Source organism: Streptomyces sp. NPDC088387, from assembly GCF_044753385.1.
Classification (GTDB): Bacteria; Actinomycetota; Actinomycetes; order Streptomycetales; family Streptomycetaceae; genus Streptomyces.
The window spans coordinates 457,006-473,991 of the sequence record NZ_JBIVNC010000003.1 but is presented as its reverse complement, the minus strand read 5'-3'; the positions used below and the strand labels follow the sequence as shown (position 1 = coordinate 473,991).

Sequence of the window (16,986 nt, the reverse complement as noted above, 5' to 3'; positions counted from 1 at the left end):
CGAACGCACAAGCCACCTCACAGACCAGCTCGACCCCGCATACGCCCAGCCGGGACGCCACTGGCTGACAGACGAGGCAGAACACGAACGCGCTCTGACCTACCTCACCACGGGCACGGCCTACCAACTCACGCTGTACGACGAGACCACCCGCTACGTCCTAATGATCTACCCGCCCGGAGCCGCCCGATGAAGAGACTCCACCGCGGCTACTGGTGCGAGTGCTGGACTCAGAACCCAACCGAAGACCAACACCCCACGCTGCACGCCTCCTTCGACGCACACACCGCCAGCCAGGCAGACCGATGGATCTCCGTCGCCCTCCGCACGATCAGCCCGGCACTCGACGCCGCGGTGGGATACCTGAGAAGTACATGGGCCAGTCAGCGGATGAAGGAGCCCCACCACACGCTCTTCCTGGATAATCGACGTATGGCAACACAGCCCGGTCTCTCTGATCTTCGACGTGCCAAGTTCGCTCGGCGTGCGCCTGCCGCGCTCTCCGAGCTCGTCGGCCCTCAGCACGGCACAGTGACCTTGCCGCTGCATCTGGCCTGGTCGGGGCTGACCACGTTCGATCTCGCTCAGCCTCGGCTGCGGATGAGCTACTACCGGATCGTCCTGGCCGAGGGACTGCAAGACGATCTGGTCCGGTTCCTCAATCGCGACCTTCTCGTCAGCCTATGGCCCACACTGCGCACACTGGTCAGCCGTGATGTCCGAGAGGTGTGGGAGAGCTCCTTCGACGAGCTGGCTCACGAAGCCCAGGCCGCTGCGTGAACCTCACGGATCTGCACCGTCGCCTGCTTGCGGATCTCCTCGATGTCGGTGGTGGCTACCCCCTGGCGCTTACCGGCGGCTATGCGGTCCAAGCACATGGGTTGGTGAACCGGCTCAGTCAGGATCTCGATGTCGCAACCGAGAACCCGGAGTCCATGGAAGACATTGCCACTGCCGTGCGCACCGGCCTGGAAGAGCGTGGATGGCACGTGAGAGCTCTCGAGACAGATCCGCTAGCGGCGAGGCTCATCGTCACCGATCCCGCCAGCCGTGAGGAGTGCGAGGTCGACATCCTCAAGGAGACACTTTGGCGGCCCCCTGTGCGCACCAAGCATGGGTTGGTGCTGTCCCTCGAAGATGTCGTCGGCACCAAGGTTCGCGCACTGGCCGACCGCGGTCTGGCCAGAGATCTGGTCGACGTACAGGCTGCGGCCGACCGCTGGAGCCACATCGAGTTGGAAGAGCTTGGACGGCGCCACGCCCGCGACTCCTTCGACCTCTGCGAGCTTCAGGCACGGTTGGTCGGGGCCGACTGGATTGACGACACGGAATTTGTCGCCTACGGGCTCGACGAGCCCGCGATCACCGAGCTGCGGCGGTGGGCACGATCTTGGGCCGACGACATCGGTGAACGAATCCAGGAGCTGGAGCCTCCGCACGAAGACTGAAGACTGAAGACTGCAAAGGCGCCGCCGGCGATGAAGGCGCGCTTCATCGCCGGCTGATCCAACACGAACCCCAGGTCGATGACCTGGGGGTTCTTTGTTGGCTAGTCGGATTCGAGAGGGGCGGTGGCGGGCCCTCAGTGTGTCCTAAGTCGAGGATGGAGTGGTCGCAGTCGGTCGGGGTGCGGGACGGGTAGGGTCGCGGGGCAGGTGAGGAGGGGGGCGGCCGGTTGTGGGTTTGAGTGTGGTGGGGCAGGCGGTTGGGCTGTTTGCTGTTACCAATGTCGACGACATTTTGATTCTGTCGTTGTTCTTTGCCCGGGGCGCGGGGCGTCGGGGCTCTGCCCGTCGGATCGTCGCGGGGCAGTATCTCGGCTTCGCCGGCATCCTCGCTGTCGCGGTTGCTGCGGCGTTCGGTGCGAGCTTTCTCCCGGATTCGGTTGTTCCTTATCTGGGCCTGCTGCCCCTCGCGCTCGGGCTGAAGGCCGCCTGGCAGGCTTGGCGGCATCGCGGCGAGTCGGAGGGAGAGAGGGCCGAGGGGGGTCCAGCAGTGCTGGAGGTCGCCGCGGTCACCTTCGCCAACGGGGGTGACAACATCGGCGTATACGTGCCGGTGTTCGTCACCGCAGGCCTGGGCGGGATGAGCGTGTACGCCGTTGTGTTCCTCGTCCTGGTGGCCGTGTGGTGCTTCGCGGGCCGGTACTTCGCCACCCGTCCGGTCATCGCCAAGGTGCTCAGCCGGTGGGGGCACGTCCTGCTGCCGCTCGTTCTGGTCGCCCTGGGAATGTTCATTCTCATCGAGGGCGGCGCTTTTGGCCTTTAGCCCAAGAATGTGTGGGCTTTCGGCTTGATATCAGCGCGGTGCCTGCGGTCGTGGAGGACCAGCGTCCGCCGAGGCGGCGGTCTCTACTCAGGGCTCGCGGTCCGCCAAGAGGCTGGTGTGCAGGTGTTCGAGGATGTCTGCGGGGTCCCTGTACACGGCCTGGGCACCGGCCGTTTTCAGGTCCGCGGCGGGGATTCCGCCGGAGAGCACGGCCACGGGCGTCACTCCGTCCCGTACAGCCGCCTTCATGTCCCAGACGGTGTCGCCGATGAACACGGCCTGTTCGCTCGGTACGGCGGCGAGTTCCCTGGCCTGCCGGACGGGGTCGGGGGCGGGTTTGCCGTCGGCGACGTCGTCCGCACTGGTCGCCCCGAGGATGACGTCGTCCGCGTCGATCGCACGGCGCAGCGCGGCGAGTTCCGCGCCACTCGCCGAGGTCGCCAGGACGATCTGCCAGCCCCGGCCGGCAAGGGCGCGCAGCAGGTCGCCCGCCGCGTCCAGCGCCGGCAGCCGCTCGAAGTAGGTGGCGTACAGGGCGTGGTGGGCCGCGGTGAGCTGCTCGTCCTCCTCGGGGCTGCGGCCGTCGTCGCCGAGCAGGTGATCCAGCAGGTCACCGCCGCTGAGGCCCACGGCCCGGTGGATCTCCCGCATGGGAACGTGCCGGCCCGCCTGCCGGAACGCCTCCCACCAGGTCACGACGTGCAGGTGGTTGGTGTCCACGAGTGTTCCGTCGACGTCGAAGATCGCTGCGCGTGTCGCGTCACGCTTGCTGGCCATTGCGTGCTCTCCTCACTGCCTCACAGTTCGCGGAGGGCGGGGAGCAGCTTCTGCTGGGCCCATTCCAGGTACGGCTCTTGGTGGTCGCCGCCGATCTGGACGAGGGCGACCTCGGTGAACCCCGCTTCGACATATGGACGTACGGCCTCGACGACCGCCTGCACGTCGTCGCCGCAGGGGATGGACTCGGCGACGTCTTCGGGGCGTACGAACCGAGTGGCGGCCTCGAACGCGGCGGGACCGGGGAGTTCGGAGTTGACCGGCCAGCCGGAGCCGAACCAGCGGAACTGGTCGTGGGCACGGGCGATCGCCGCGTCACGGTCACTGTCGTAGCAGATCGGCAGTTGGCCGACCTTGGGTTTGCCGGTGCCGCCATGGCGGTCGAAGGAGGAGATCAGCTCCGGCCTGGGTTCGGTGGCGATCACCAAGTCGGCCAGCCGGCCGGCGAGTTCGCACGAGCGGTCGCCCGAGACGGCGATTCCGATCGGCGGGGGTGTGTCGGGCAGATCCCACAACCGGGCGTTCTCCACGTCGAAGTGGGCGCCGTGGTGGTTGACGTTCTCCCCCGTGAAGAGGGAGCGGATGATCTCCACGGCCTCTTCCAGCTTCTCCAGCCGCACGTGCGCGGCGGGCCAACCGCCGCCCACGACATGCTCGTTGAGGTTCTCCCCGGAGCCGAGTCCCAGGCGGAACCGCCCCTGGGAGAGGAGTTGAAGGGTGGCGGCCTTCTGGGCGACGACGGCCGGGTGGTAGCGGGCCGTGGGGCAGGTCACGTACGTCATGAGCGGGATGCGTTCGGTGGCCTGCGCCGCCGCTCCGAGCACACTCCACGCGTAGGAGGCGTGGCCCTGGGACTCCAGCCAGGGGAAGTAGTGGTCGGACGTGACGGAGAAGTCGAAGCCGGCGCGTTCGGCGCCGACCACATGGCTGACGAGTTCTCGCGGTCCGGTCTGCTCGGTCATCATCGTGTATCCGATCCGCACCATGCCGCTCTTCTCCTCGTGGTCGCCATGCCAGGGCTCGGGATCGCGCTCGCCATGCACAGGGGTGGGTGTCCGCTTTCGCGGCGGTCGGCCGGTGTGTCAGCGTCCGAGAGCCCTGGCGAGCTGCTGCTTGTTCATCGAGGAGCGGCCGTCGATGCCGCGCTTTTTGGCCTCCGCGTACAGCTGGTCCTTCGTCGGCCCCTGCGCCCCGCTGTGCGAGCGCTCACCACCTCGCTGCGACGCGGACTTCTTGTCCCGGGTGGAGGTCCTGCTGGCCGTCGCCGACTCGCCCGACCGGGCACGCTCCTTGTTGACGGTCCGCGCGGCGATCTCCTTCGCCCGCCCCTTGGAGGCTCCCCGCTTCTCGGCCCCCTCCTTGATGTGCTCGTACTGACGCTCGCGCTTCGCGCTCGAACCTCGCGGCATGACCTTCTCCTTCCGGGCACGTGCGCCCGCTTTCGGCTGCGCCCCTTCCGGTGACTGTGCGCGTACCCGGCATCCGGCACCTCTCACCCGGCCCCCGGCACACACGGGTCCCATCTGACGCGCGCTCCCCGTGGTGTGCGAGCCGACAGCCACCGAACGGATGAGCGGGGCCACACCGGCCGGGGCAGCGATGAGCGGGCGGCCCCGCAACCGGCCGAGACATCGATGCGCGGCCCCGCGACCACCGAGACACCGATGCGCGGGCCCCACCACCACCGAGACACCGATGCACGAGCCCCACCACCACCGAGACACCGATGCACGAGCCCCACCACCACCGAGACACCGATGCACGAGCCCCACCGGTCGAGGCGCCCATGAGCGGGCCCCACCGGTCGAGGCGCCCATGAGCGGGCCCCGCAAACGACCCACGCACCGATGCGCCGGCCACACCGCCCGACCCACCGTCGACGCATGACCGGGCCGAGCCGGGATACCCAGGTGGAATGCCACAGACACCCGGACCCGGTCAGCAGGTGGAGCGCAATGCGCCGGACAGGCCCAGCGAACTGCCGAAACGGTCCTGGTGGGCCGTCCTCAAGGGCACGGCCAAGGAGTTCCAGGCCGATGAGCTCGCCGACCGGGCCGCCGCTCTGACGTACTACGGGGTGCTGGCACTCTTTCCGGCGCTGCTGGTCCTGGTCTCGCTGCTCGGCATCGCCGGCCAGTCGGCGACCCAGCGTGTGCTGGACAACGTCGAAGGACTGGCGCCGAGTTCGGCCCGGGACATCATCGGCGACGGGGTACAGCAGCTCCAGTCGTCCAGCGGTCTCGGCTCGATCATGGCCGTGGTCGGCATCGGGCTGGCGCTGTGGTCGGCCTCGGGCTACATCGCGGCCTTCATCCGCAGCGCCAACGTGGTGTACGACATGCCCGAGGGACGCCCCATCTGGAAGGTGCTGCCGATCCGGATCGGGGTCACCGTGGTGCTGCTGGTCCTGGCGGTGGTCAGCGCACTGATCACCGTGTTCACGGGCGGCCTCGCGCGCGCGGCCGGTTCGGCGCTCGGTATCGGGGACGCCACACTCACGGTGTGGTCCATCGCGAAGTGGCCGGCGCTCGTCGTCCTGGTCATGGCGATGATCGCGATCCTGTACTGGGCGGCGCCCAACGTGAAGGGCCGCGGCTTTCGCTGGGTCACGCCGGGCAGCGTGCTGGCCCTGCTGCTCTGGCTGATCGCCTCGGCGGGCTTCGCGTTCTACGCGGCCCACTTCGCCTCGTACAACAAGACCTACGGCACGCTCGCCGGCGTGATCGTCTTCCTGATATGGCTGTGGATCAGCAACATCGCGATCCTGCTCGGCCTGGAGTTCGACGCGGAACTGGCTCGCCAGCGTGCCGTCGCCGGCGGACTGCCGAGCGGTGAGGAGCCCTACATCCCGCCCCGTGACACCCGCGCCTGGAGCGATGAGGACCACCGGCGTATGGAGTAGCGCCGGTACACCTCGGTCGCCGACGACTTCGCGTCGCCCACCGGTGAGGCGGCATGGGCATGGACCATGTGCTTCCGGCGCAGGGACTGGGACGCGCGGGTCCGTACGAGCACGAAGTCGACCCGCGACGCCGAGGAGTTCCACGTCAACGCCACGCCGGACGCCTACGAGGGCGGGCGGCGCGTCGCGTCACGTACGTGGAACGAGTCGGTGCCGAGGGACGCGCTGTAGTTCAACCGCGCACCTACCGAAAGGGACGTTTGTTCGGACCCAATCGGTGCACACGTTGAGCTGACACAGCCTTCTTTCAAGGAAGCGGAGACTCATCATGGGCATCATCGCGTGGATCGTCATCGGGTTGCTGGCCGGTGCCATCGCCAAGATCCTGATGCCGGGCAAGGACCCGGGCGGCATCATCGTCACCATGCTCATCGGCATCGCCGGTGGTCTCCTCGGCGGCTGGCTCGGCAAGGTGATCTTCGGCGTGGACTCCATCGACGGGTTCTTCGACCTCTCCACCTGGATCGCCGCGATTGTGGGCTCCCTCATTCTGCTTCTGCTGTACCGCGTGTTCACGGGCAACCGGCGCTCGCGCCGCCGCGCCTGATCGCGCACCGACACCGGCGGCTTCCGCCTGTGGGCGGTATCCCTCCGGGGCACATGAGACGGCCGAGTCGCGACACGGCCGACACATCACGAGAGCCCGGCCGGTGGCCGGGCTCTCGGACGTGCGGTCGCTTCAGCCGCGGGCGAGGGTGCCTCCGGACGTCAGACGCCGAGTTGTCGCCGTACGGCCTCTGCGTCGATCAGGTAGTTCATCTCGTAGAAGCGGCCGTCACGCACCTTGTGGAAGGAGTACTCGGCGTACTCGATCGTCTCGCCGGTCGGAGCGACGCCGAACCACTCCTTCGCGGGGGTGCCCCTGTTGAACAGACGGGCCGCGACACGGTCGCCGTCGATGGCCACGTCCCGTACCCGCCAGGTGAAGTCCGGCACCGCGTCGCCGTGCCCCTTCAGCTCCGCGATGACGTCGTCGCGTGTGACCGGCCGGCCGTTCTCGGTGAGTTCGTCATGGATGAACTGGGTCATCCGGTCGAACTCATGGGCGTTGAGCGCCTCGATGTAGCGCTCGAAGACCTCACGTACTTCCTTCTCGGACATGCTGACCCCTCTGCCGCCCCGAACGCGCGGGGCGTGTACTCGGACGATGACTGGACGGTTACCGGACTACGACGACGCCCTCCCACGAACTCGTTGTGGTGACTGCCGTCATGGGCTGGAACCGGGACCACGAGAGTTCTATTCCGATCGGTACAGAAGTCGTGCGGATCACTACACGGGGAGCAGGGGAGCCGGGGAGCCGGGAGTACGCTGCACCTATGGCTGGTCCGCGGAGCGCCGTCATGGGGCGGCCTCGAGAGTTCGACATCGACGAGGCGCTCGAGCGCGCCATGCAGGTGTTCTGGGAACGGGGATACGACGGGGTCAGCCTCACCGACCTCACCAAGGCCATGGGCATCACGAAGCCGAGCCTGTACGCGGCCTTCGGCAACAAACAGGAGCTGTTCCGCAGAGCCCTGGAGCGCTACACCGAGGGACCCGCCGTCTACGGCACACGCGCGCTGGAGGAGCCGACCGCGCGCGGTGTGGCCGAGGCGATGCTCCGCGGAGCGGTCCGGACCACCACGCGCCCCGAAGGGCCGGCGGGCTGCCTGACCGTGCAGGGCGCACTGGCGTCGAGTGATGCGAGCCGGCCCGCGCACGACATGCTGGCCGAGTGGCGGAACGATTCGGGTCTACGCCTGGAGGAGCGCTTCCGGCGGGCCGTCGACGAGGGCGATCTTCCGGGCGACGCCGACCCTCGACAGCTCGCCCGGTATGTCATGACGGTGATCTTCGGCATCGCCGTCCAGGCCGCCGGCGGCCTCGGCCGGGACGAACTCCAGGACATCGCGGACATGGCGCTGGAGCGCTGGCCGACGTAGGGGGTGGGCGACGGACGCTCACGGTCTCTCGCCATGCCGCCGATCAGTACACCTGACCCCGGCTCAGGGATATCTCTGTTGATCCGGCGTGGCCCGACGTGGCCCGACGGAAGAAGCGTGCGACCGTCAGGCGCATCTTGTCGAGCCGTCCCGAGCAGGGAAGGTGCCTCCCCGGCTGCCGTCAGCCTCTCCAACACGGCCCCTCGCCCGGTGCGTTGCACCGCATCAACGTCCCACTCTGCCGACTCAATGCTCGTGTTCCCGGTGACCGACACCGCGTTCGGTGACTTCCACGAGGCGCCGCGCCATACGACTTGGTTACCGTTGCCGAGCACCGGAGCCAGGGGCCTCATGCGACATCTGCAATTGCAACGAGGCTCACAACCTACCCGGTAGGCAGCGGGAATCCAGCGGCACGAGCGCCGACCGCCCCCTTGGCTGCCGCGTCCCAAGCTGAGAGTGCGGGTTCGACTCCCGTCGACCACTCCGCGGAGAAGGCCCAGGTCATAGCCCGCGTCTTTCGCCGTATGCGCCGAAACACTGATCGTTTGGATCAATGGCGTGGTGATCTCAGGGCGACCAGGCGTCGGCGACGGTGAACGAGGCGAGCGTCCCGTGGAATCGGCCGGCACCCGAGTCGGTGTTGCCCACCGATCAGCAGCAGGCCTCGGCCATGTGCGTCGGGGGGGACGGTGGCGAAGCCGGATCCAGCCACGGAAGCCGTTCGCCCACCCCGAGGTTGCTCGCGGAGGGTGAACGTGCGATGCCTCCTCCCTCCGCTACGTCCGGTTCAGCGCCGCGAAGACGGCCAGGCACAGCGTGAGGCTCGCCGCGAACGCGATGCCGCAGCGAGAGAAGGCCGTCGGTACCTTGGCCCCCTCCCAGCGGGCGAGGGCGAAGGCGATCGCCGCAACGACAACCGAGAAGAGGACGGCCACCGCCAGCGCGAGGAGCATAAACGCCGGGAAGGTGTGTTGCATGAGTGCACCGCCTGGGTCGTGTGGTCTCGATGACGAGTTATGACGATCCCCGAGCGGGGCCGCAGGTGGGACGGTTGGATGTTTCTCCGGTGACAACAAAGGGTTGTCCGGCGAACAAACCGTGGGGGCGGCGTGGCGGGCGAGAGGAAGCGGGCGGGGCGGCCGTGGGGACCAGCCCGTGGCTCGTGCGTCGAGATCAACCAGCTGGTCGCGGCGGTGCGGTCGTGGCTCGACGAATCGAGGGTGTCCGTAGGCGAGTTGCACGCACGGCTCACCCGCGAGCACTTCGTCACCGGATCGGTGCCCGAGTTACGTCGGTTGCGTGACCAGCTGTCCGGAGAGTCGCTGGAGTGGGATCTTGTCGAGGCCGTGGCCGACGTGTGTTTCCCCCACGAACAGGCCGATGCGTCCCGGCAACGCCTCGACGAGGCCAGAACACTGTGGGACCGGGCAGACACGAACCCCACAGCGATCACGGAGGCACGTGACCTGGTGCCCGCCCGAGAGTTGCTGGAGGCCAAGGACCGCACTATCGAGGTCCTCCAGGAGATGCAGCGTGCCCGGCAGGCTTACGAGGCCGGAGAGCACGGGCGGCAACAGGCCCTGTCGATTGCCACATTCCTGTTCATCATGCTTGGTCAGGCGCAGGCGAAAGTCGCAGAACTGAAGCGTCGGCTCGACTCACTGGAGTCGGTGACCGCCGAACTCCCCGGTGGTCAGGGAGTGGTGGAACTCCTGTCTCGAGCGCAACTACAGGAGACGGAACTGCGTGAACAGCTGGTTCGTGCGGAGCGGGAGCGGGGGATCGCCCAGCAGGTCGCCGACCATGCGGCACGGCGAATCCACGAACTTGAGTCCGAGCTGGCCGAGTTGCGACTCCGTACGGGAGAGAGTGGGCACTCCGGTGCGCGGGAGCCGGGGCCGCTGCTCACCGAGCCCGATCTGCGCGCGCTCAGCCCCGACGATGCCGAACTCAACGATGTCGACCGTGCGCTGGAGAGGGCGCGCGACGTACTCGACAAAGGTCACGAGGCCGTTCAGCAGGCCGCCGACGACCTGGGCTACTGGTCATCCTCGGCTTCTGCGGCGGAAGCCGAGACATCAGAGCCCGGACGCGCTCGGCAGAACCTGGGAGAACAAGCCCTCGGGTTGTCCGGCACAACCCCGAACAACCCTCCGACCAGCCAGGAAGCAACCTTGCCCGCGCTGGAGTCCCCACGGCCTCCGGTCACCGACCGCCAAGGCGACATTTCCGACGCGGTCGGCCGGATCACTGGGGGATCGGATCCGGCGGACATCGTGACGCGGCTGTGCAGGGGCCTCGTCCCCGCCATCGCCGATGCGGTCGTGGTCCATCTGCGAGACCCGATCCCGGTGGGCGACGAAGAACTCGTGGGTCCACTCGTGCTGCGGCTGCAACAGGTCCACCCGCTTCACGCCGGTGGAGGCGCAGCGTTGTGCGAGGTACGCGCCGGCAGCGCGCTCTTCGAAGTACTGAACGGGGCACTGCCGATCACCAGCGACTCGCCGGTGGGTAGCGCCGCGCTGCCGGAACTCCTCGGTCAGGGGTACGCCGCCGACGGGCACCACATCCTCCTCGTCCCTCTGCATGGCCGCAGGCGGATCATCGGCACAGCGGTTCTTCGACGCCACTCCTCCGGGCAAGCCTTTCAGGAGGCCGATCTATCGGTCGCCGCCGAGTTCGCCATCCGCAGCGCGCTCGCCATAGACAAGAGTCAAAATCTCCAGGCCGCGGTCCAGGACCTACATCTCGCCGGCAGCCTCGCGGACACCCTGCAAACGGTTGTCGACGGAGTCGTGACCGGTCTCGGCTACCAATTGGCGTGCGTCAACCTCGTTCGGCCGGACGGCGACCTCGTCGTCGCCGCCCTCGCGGGCGGCGCGGAGGCCGAGGCACTCATCACCGGCCGCGTCGGCTCCCGGGACTCGTGGGAGCGCCGCCTGAACATGGGGGAGGTCTGGGGCGATCTGCGGTTCATCCCCCACACCGAGGGCCAGGTCCTCGACGATGACGACGTACCGCAGTTCCACACGGACGGCCCCGCCCCCCGCTTCGAGGACGAGTGGCACCCCTCCGACCGGCTCTTCGCACCCATGTACAAACGGAGTGCCTCGGGGGCGTCCCACAATGAGCTGCTCGGGGTCATCTCAGTGGACTGGCCCCTCACCCGCCGTCGCCCCAGGCCGGACGAGCGCCGGAATTTGGAGGAGTACGCCTTCCAGGCCGCCATCGCGATCAGCAACGCACGGCTACGTTCGAACATGCAGCGCGCGCTGGTCCGGCTGGAGCGGGAGCAACAGACCTTGCGTGCCAGCGAGGAGAGCTTCCGGCAAGCCTTCGAGTACGCCCCCTCCGGTATGGCCATCTCGGAGATGGGCGGCGACAGTCACGGCCGTATCCTCCGCACGAACGACGCGCTGTGCCGCATGCTGGGCCGCCCGGCCGGCACCATGCGCCGCTACGCCTTCTCCGACCTCGTCCACCCCGAAGACATGGGCACCCTGCTCAACACCGGTGCCGAAGGCGGGCACGCGGAACTGCGCCTCGGGCGCCGCGACGGAACCTATCTGTGGGTCTCGATGCGCAACAGTGTGGTCGCTGACGCCGTCGACGGACCCCGCTTTCTGCTCACTCACGTCGAGGACATCGAGAAGCGCAAGCGCCGTGAGATCGCGCTCGCCCACCGTGCCTCGTACGACGCCCTCACCGGTCTGCCGAACTCCGCCGAGCTGCACGCACGTATCGAAGCGCAGCTCTGCGAACTCAGGCGGCATGCGTCCGAAGTCGCCGCGTCGGGTACCAACAACACCTACCTCGCTCCCGCCCACCATGCCTCGACCCACCACCCCCATCTCTGGGCACCGAGAAGCGGCAACAGCCGCGGCCTGGCAGTGATCTTCTTGTCTCTTCGCGACTTCAAGGCCCTCAACACCCATTTCGGGCGCGACAGGGGGGACAGTGTCCTCGTCGAAGTCGCCCGGCGGCTCACCGAGGCCGTACGTGACGGCGACACGGTCGCCCGGTACGGCGGAGACGAGTTCGTGGTCCTCGCCCCCGAACTCGGGCCCGCCGACGCGCAGAGCGCGGCGGCATTGATGCAGTCCCGGATCCATCTGCCGATGCCGTTGGGCGACGAAACCGTTCACATGCATGCGGGCGTCGGCATCACATGGGCGCAATGCGGGACGGCCCCTGGCGACATCCTGCGGGCTGCACGCGCGCTCGCGTCGTGATCGCGGGTTCGCGCGGACCGGTGTGCACGGCGGGAACCCCTCACGGGTGTGTGCCCCCTTTCCCGTGCTCAGGGGAAAGGGGGCGTGTGACGTGGGTCAGAACACGCCCTTGAAGTTCTGCCATCCGGTGGCGAGTCTCGTGCGGCTCCCGAAGGAGCCCTTGCCGTTTCCGTTGTGGCGGTAGAGGGCGCCGGAGGTGTCACGGGCGACGAGGTCGGCCCGGCCGTCGCCGGTGATGTCACCCGCGCCGACGATGACGTTGTACGAGGCCCCCCAGTCGTTGAACACCTTCACCCGGCTCTTGAACTTGCCCGTCGCGGTGCCGTCGTAGCGCCACAGCTCGTTCGACTTGTCCTGCGCCAGCAGGTCGCCGTGGCCGTCGCCGTTGAGGTCGCCGGTACCCACGATCTTCTTGTAGCCCGTCCACTTGGAGGCGATCTTCGTCCGCGCCGACAGCTTGCCCGCGCTTGTCGCCTTGTACAGGTAGACGTCCCCGGTGGAGGCCTGCCGGACGACCAGGTCCGCGCGGCCGTCACCGCTGACGTCCCCGGGAGAGGTCAGCACGTCGTACTGCGTCCAGCCGCTGGTGCCAAGCGTGGTGTACGCCGTCGAGGGGGTCACCGCCGCCCCGCACGCGGGCCGGTAGGCGCGCAGCGCGCCGCTGCTGTAGCGCACGAGGACGTCGTTGCACCGGTCGCCGTTGAGGTCGCCGTACGGCACGAACCTGGCGCTCGTCGGCCAGCCGGAGCCCGTCTTCTTGGCGGTCAGGGTCCCGGTGCCAGTGCCGTACTGGTACGTCAGTCCGCCCGAGCCGTTGAGGGTGAGCACCTCGCCGAAGCCGTCCGCCGTGGCGAAGTCCCGTCGGACCGGGGTCGCGCCGGTGACCTTGAGCGTGCCGGTCCTGGTGAGGGCCGCGCCTTGGCCGTCGGCCGGGGTGGCGGTGAGCGTCCAGGTGTAGGCGCCGTTGGCGACGAGCTTGCCGACCGTGTCCTTGCCGTTCCAGGAGGTCTGGAGCGCGCCTTGTGCCGTACCGCCGGAGAGGGTGCGGACGGTCGTACCCGTCGCCTTGTTCTTGAGGGTGAGCGTCCAGGACGCGACCTGCTTCGACAGCCACCAACGCGGGTTCCAGGCCGCGCTCTTGATGTCGGCCGAAGCCGCGACGGAGGCGTCGAGCTGGGTGAGCGCCGAGACAGGGACGCCGCTGGGCACCAGGTGGGTGTTCGCCTTCGCGTCGACATATGCGATCAGGCCGGTGTACGGGTCGACGTCCCAGGGGTTCCCGCCCGAGAGGGTGGCCACCGAGTGCGTCACGGGCGTGGCGCCGCGGACGTCGGTCACCTTCAGCTCGCCGCCGGTGCTGGTGACGACGAAGCCGTCGCCGAGCTTGGCGGTGTCCCAAGCGCCCTGCGTGAGGGTGGTCTTGGTCTGGGTGACGGTGTCGTAGACGCCCTGGCTCTCGCCCGAGCCGACGCACGACCACAGCAGCAGGCGCCCCACGGCCTGGAGGTCCTCCAGCAGGCAATTCCGGCCGAACCACACCGATTCGCCGCGCTTGCCGGTGCGGACGTCGACCGGTGCGGCACTGTCGTTGCCGTCCGCCACCCACAGGGTGGTGCCCCACAGCGCCTTGCCGTGCGTCGCCGAGGTGAGCACCGTGGAGCCGGTGTCGAGGTCGACCACCTTCGTCTGCGAACCGGTCGCCGCCGTGTACTCGGTGGCCATCGCGACGTGCCGACCCTTGGCGTCCCACACCCGCACATAGCTGTGCCCGGGGTCGATCGCCGTGCCGGGCAGGGTGCCCGTCGGCTGGACGACCCGGGGGACGCGGTCGTCGCCCGAGAGGTACGGGTTCCAGACGACCGTACGGCCGTCCCCGGTGCCCACGAGGTTGGGTGCGGAGGCGGTGACGAGGCCCTGGGAGGTGCGGGGGCCGGCCGTGAGGGCATCACCGGTACTGCCGATCGTCCGCCTGTACATGGAGGTACGGCCGGTCTCGCGGTCCTGTTCCACCACCGTCAACCGGCCGTTGTCCAGGGTGAGTTGAGTTGTCGGGTCGGCCACCGGGTCCAGCACGGAGGCGGCGACCTTCTCGGCGACGGGGGTGCCGTCGGTGCCCGCGCGGACCAGGTTCACCCCGAAGTCGGCGGTGTCGGTGCCGCCGCCGGGCACGAGGAGCCCGCCGTCGGGGGTGGGGACGGCGAGGGCGAGGCTCTCCGACCGGGCCAGCACGGTCTTGGCCGTCGAGCCGTCGGGGGCGAGCGCGTCGACCCGCCACACGGGCAGGCTGCCGTCCTTGGCGCCCAGTGAGGAGTCGTGGCGGGAGACCAGGAGTTGGTCGCCGACCATGCCCAGCAGGTGGGTCGCGTTGTCGTTCTCCAGCGGCACGGTACGGACGGCTTTGGTCAGGTCGGCACGGGAGTACACGGAGACGGTGTTGGTCCCGTCCCAGGACACCAGGTGGGTGGGGGTGAGGACCACCCGCCCGGTCGTGGTGAGGGTCGGGTTGTACGGCAGCTCGACGAACGTGCCCTTGTCGGCGTCTATCCAGCCGCTGTGGGTCGTGCTGCCCGTCCAGTACTGCACCACCGTGCCGTGTGCGTCGGCCACGGGCGAGTTGCCGGTGCTCACCGAGGAGACATCGGCCGGGACGCCCGACACCGCGCGGTCGCCCACGGTGCCGTCGTCCTGGAGGTCGAGCAGGTGCCAGGTCAGCCGGTCGGCCGTCCAGGCGGTCGTGACGACGGTCCGCCCGAGCGTTCCCTGGTAGCTGTGGCCCTGGGGGAGCGCGATCGAGGTGACCGCGCCCCCGGCCCCCATGTCCCGCAGCGTCACGGTGCGCGCGCCGTCGTCGTAGCGGGCGACCACGTCCGAGCCGGCGCCGAACTCCGGCATGCCCCAGACCTCGTCGGCCGAGGCGTCCACCACCGTGTCGTCGCCCGTGTAGGTGGTCCACACATGGCCACGGCCGGGCTCGTAGCGCAGGAACCCTGAAGGTCCGGCGTTGAACAGGGCGGTCCGCGGCAGCAGGGATGTCTGCGCCGGGATGACCACCTCGGTGGCGCGGGCCGCGTGGACCTCGGTTGTCAGCGGGCCGAGGCTCATGGCCAGGGTCAGCGAGGTGGTGACGGCCAAACCGCCATGGATGAGGGCACGTCTGCCCACTTGGGTCCTCCACGGGAGTGGAAAGCTGGGGTCACTTGCACGATCAAGACTCGCCGGCGGGCGACAAGGTTGCGGTCGGGAAAGATCCTTCTGCCTCCGGTACTGGTCTTCAGGATCCCGGCGACAAGGGCGACCACGAGCGAGCGGAGCGCTGCCACGAGCGGCCACGGACAACGCGTTCCGGATCGCGGCTCGGACGGCGGAGCGTTCACAGAGGCCACAGGTCCTGCTGCCGCCCCTCGGGTCTCAGCATCCGCCGAGGTCTTGTGTTGTCCAGTCCGATGCGGAGTGGCTCGGCCGCCGTGCGCAGCGTCGGTCCGTCAGGGTCTTCCGTGAGGCTGTCCGCCGCGTCGTCCGGCCCAGCCCGATGCTAATTATTCGCACGCTTGTTTGGGGATTTCGGGGGGGGTGGGGCCCTCCGTGGGGGAGGGGAAACAGGTGGCTCGTCGTGCCTTTGCGCGTGGCTCCGTTGCCGCGGTCGCCGGAATAGCGCTCGCTGCCTCCGCGGTGCCGCCGGCGGGGCCCGCGTACGCGAGTTGTGTCCTGACGCCGTTCCGGTCCGACCTTCGCACGCCGGGACGCGGCTGAAATGAAGAGCGCGGGCTGGTTTGTTGGGTGCGGCCCTGATACATCATCTTGTCATGGCCATGAACGCGATCGAGCTGCACAGCATCAATCGCTGGGAGGCGTCCTTCCTCCGCGAGGAGGTGGACGGCTACTTCACTCACGGGATCGAGTGCACGCCGGGTGCGACGGTGCTCGACGTGGGGGCCAACATCGGGGTGTTCTCGGCCGCCGTGTATGAGCGGCTGGACGGGGACGTGCGGATCTACGCCTTCGAGCCGATGCCGCCGCTCCACGCGACACTCGAACGCAATGCCCGTGAGTTCTTCGACGGACGTCTGACCGCGCTGCCCTACGGTCTGGCGTCCCGTGAGGAGGAGCTCGACTTCAGTTACGTTCCGGCCGCCACGATCTTCTCGTCCTCCTCGCGGGACCAGGGGAACATCGAGGACGAGCGGCGCCGGGTCACCGCCAGCGTGGTCGAGATGATCCGCCAGGGTGGTCTGGGACCGGTCCTGCGCCGCGTACCCGCGTCCGTCCTCACCCTCCTCATCGGCCGCAAGCTGCGGGTGCTGCGGGAGCTTGAGACACATCGGGTGAAGGTCAGGCCCCTGTCGTCGGTGCTCGACGAGCAGGGCATCGACCGTATCGACCTGCTCAAGGTCGACGTGGAGGGCGCCGAACTCGACGTACTCAGAGGCATCGAGGAACGGCACTGGCCCATCGTCCGCCAGGCCGTCGTCGAGGTGGAGGGCTGGCAGCGGAACCGCGACACGGTCTGCGAGGTGCTCCGCACACACGGGTTCACCGTCAGCGCCGAGCAGGACTCCGTGCAGCGGGCCGGCGACATCGGCATGGTGTTCGCGGTCAGGTCCTGACCATACTCAACTCCCGCCGCTCCGGGAGGTATTGGGCGGTCGGGTCGATTGGACCCACGCGAACGGCACCGCACGTATCTGCGTCGACAACGCCCGACGCCCTGGCCATGATTGACCAATGCCCGAGTTCAGTTGGCCAGACCCCTCCCAATCGCCGGCCCCGGATGTCGTAGAACGCAGCTGGCCGACAACCGTCTCCTCATTGCCCCTTGGAT

General features: G+C 68.5%; 15 protein-coding genes. 9 read left to right on the top strand and 6 right to left on the bottom strand.

Annotated elements, in window-relative coordinates; genetic code table 11:
* Nucleotides 1–432: 432 nt before the first annotated feature.
* The 3 genes from ACIQAC_RS10315 (at nt 433) to ACIQAC_RS10305 (ending at nt 2,268) form a co-directional block, all read left to right on the top strand.
* A complete protein-coding gene (locus tag ACIQAC_RS10315; RefSeq protein WP_402189302.1) occupies nt 433–780 on the top strand; it encodes a transcriptional regulator in 348 nt (115 codons plus the stop codon).
* Complete coding sequence (locus tag ACIQAC_RS10310) at nt 777–1,448, top strand: nucleotidyl transferase AbiEii/AbiGii toxin family protein (RefSeq protein WP_402188876.1); 672 nt, start codon at nt 777–779, stop codon at nt 1,446–1,448. The genes ACIQAC_RS10315 and ACIQAC_RS10310 overlap by 4 nt, the downstream gene beginning before the upstream one ends.
* Before the next feature lie 229 nt (nt 1,449–1,677).
* On the top strand, nt 1,678–2,268 hold the full coding sequence (locus ACIQAC_RS10305; RefSeq protein WP_402188874.1) for a cadmium resistance transporter: 591 nt from the start codon (nt 1,678–1,680) through the stop codon (nt 2,266–2,268).
* Nucleotides 2,269–2,355: 87 nt separating this feature from the next.
* On the opposite strand, the gene ACIQAC_RS10300 is transcribed toward ACIQAC_RS10305, so the two are convergent.
* The 3 genes from ACIQAC_RS10300 to ACIQAC_RS10290 form a co-directional block, all read right to left on the bottom strand.
* The gene (locus ACIQAC_RS10300; protein WP_402188873.1) at nt 2,356–3,045 is read right to left on the bottom strand and encodes an HAD family hydrolase; all 690 of its coding nucleotides are present in this window, start codon (nt 3,043–3,045) and stop codon (nt 2,356–2,358) included.
* 20 nt (nt 3,046–3,065) lie between these two features.
* Nucleotides 3,066–4,031, bottom strand: coding sequence for an LLM class F420-dependent oxidoreductase (locus ACIQAC_RS10295; protein WP_402188872.1), 966 nt, complete (start codon nt 4,029–4,031; stop codon nt 3,066–3,068).
* Nucleotides 4,032–4,127: 96 nt separating this feature from the next.
* Entirely contained in the window at nt 4,128–4,454 is a 327-nt protein-coding gene (locus tag ACIQAC_RS10290) for a plasmid stabilization protein (protein WP_402188870.1), read from the bottom strand.
* A 506-nt stretch (nt 4,455–4,960) separates the two neighbouring features.
* Between ACIQAC_RS10290 and ACIQAC_RS10285 the strand changes: the two genes are divergently transcribed.
* The 3 genes from ACIQAC_RS10285 to ACIQAC_RS10275 all read left to right on the top strand — a co-directional run bounded on the left by ACIQAC_RS10285 (nt 4,961) and on the right by ACIQAC_RS10275 (nt 6,554).
* The gene (locus ACIQAC_RS10285) at nt 4,961–5,947 is read left to right on the top strand and encodes a YihY/virulence factor BrkB family protein (RefSeq protein ID WP_402188868.1); all 987 of its coding nucleotides are present in this window, start codon (nt 4,961–4,963) and stop codon (nt 5,945–5,947) included.
* A 66-nt stretch (nt 5,948–6,013) separates the two neighbouring features.
* Nucleotides 6,014–6,178, top strand: coding sequence for a hypothetical protein (locus ACIQAC_RS10280; protein WP_402188866.1), 165 nt, complete (start codon nt 6,014–6,016; stop codon nt 6,176–6,178).
* A 97-nt stretch (nt 6,179–6,275) separates the two neighbouring features.
* Nucleotides 6,276–6,554, top strand: a complete 279-nt coding sequence (locus ACIQAC_RS10275; protein WP_402188864.1) for a GlsB/YeaQ/YmgE family stress response membrane protein — start codon at nt 6,276–6,278, stop codon at nt 6,552–6,554.
* Nucleotides 6,555–6,715: 161 nt separating this feature from the next.
* Here the strand turns inward: ACIQAC_RS10275 and ACIQAC_RS10270 are convergent, their stop codons facing one another.
* The gene (locus ACIQAC_RS10270) at nt 6,716–7,108 is read right to left on the bottom strand and encodes an ester cyclase (protein WP_402188862.1); all 393 of its coding nucleotides are present in this window, start codon (nt 7,106–7,108) and stop codon (nt 6,716–6,718) included.
* Between the two features lie 242 nt (nt 7,109–7,350).
* Here ACIQAC_RS10270 and ACIQAC_RS10265 point away from each other — a divergent pair, with 242 nt between their 5' ends.
* Entirely contained in the window at nt 7,351–7,932 is a 582-nt protein-coding gene (locus ACIQAC_RS10265; protein ID WP_402188861.1) for a TetR/AcrR family transcriptional regulator, read from the top strand.
* A 779-nt stretch (nt 7,933–8,711) separates the two neighbouring features.
* On the opposite strand, the gene ACIQAC_RS10260 is transcribed toward ACIQAC_RS10265, so the two are convergent.
* On the bottom strand, nt 8,712–8,912 hold the full coding sequence (locus ACIQAC_RS10260) for a hypothetical protein (RefSeq protein WP_402188860.1): 201 nt from the start codon (nt 8,910–8,912) through the stop codon (nt 8,712–8,714).
* A 1,725-nt stretch (nt 8,913–10,637) separates the two neighbouring features.
* On the opposite strand from ACIQAC_RS10260, the gene cdgB reads away from it, so the two are divergent.
* Nucleotides 10,638–12,167: a diguanylate cyclase CdgB gene (cdgB, locus tag ACIQAC_RS10255; protein ID WP_402189300.1), complete on the top strand. Its 1,530-nt coding sequence runs from the start codon at nt 10,638–10,640 to the stop codon at nt 12,165–12,167.
* 96 nt (nt 12,168–12,263) lie between these two features.
* Here the strand turns inward: cdgB and ACIQAC_RS10250 are convergent, their stop codons facing one another.
* Nucleotides 12,264–15,329 carry an FG-GAP-like repeat-containing protein gene (locus ACIQAC_RS10250; RefSeq protein WP_402188859.1) on the bottom strand — a complete coding sequence of 1,022 codons (3,066 nt, stop codon included), beginning with the start codon at nt 15,327–15,329 and terminating at the stop codon, nt 12,264–12,266.
* A 641-nt stretch (nt 15,330–15,970) separates the two neighbouring features.
* Between ACIQAC_RS10250 and ACIQAC_RS10245 the strand changes: the two genes are divergently transcribed.
* Nucleotides 15,971–16,771, top strand: a complete 801-nt coding sequence (locus ACIQAC_RS10245; protein WP_402188858.1) for an FkbM family methyltransferase — start codon at nt 15,971–15,973, stop codon at nt 16,769–16,771.
* The last annotated feature ends 215 nt before the right edge of the window (nt 16,772–16,986 follow it).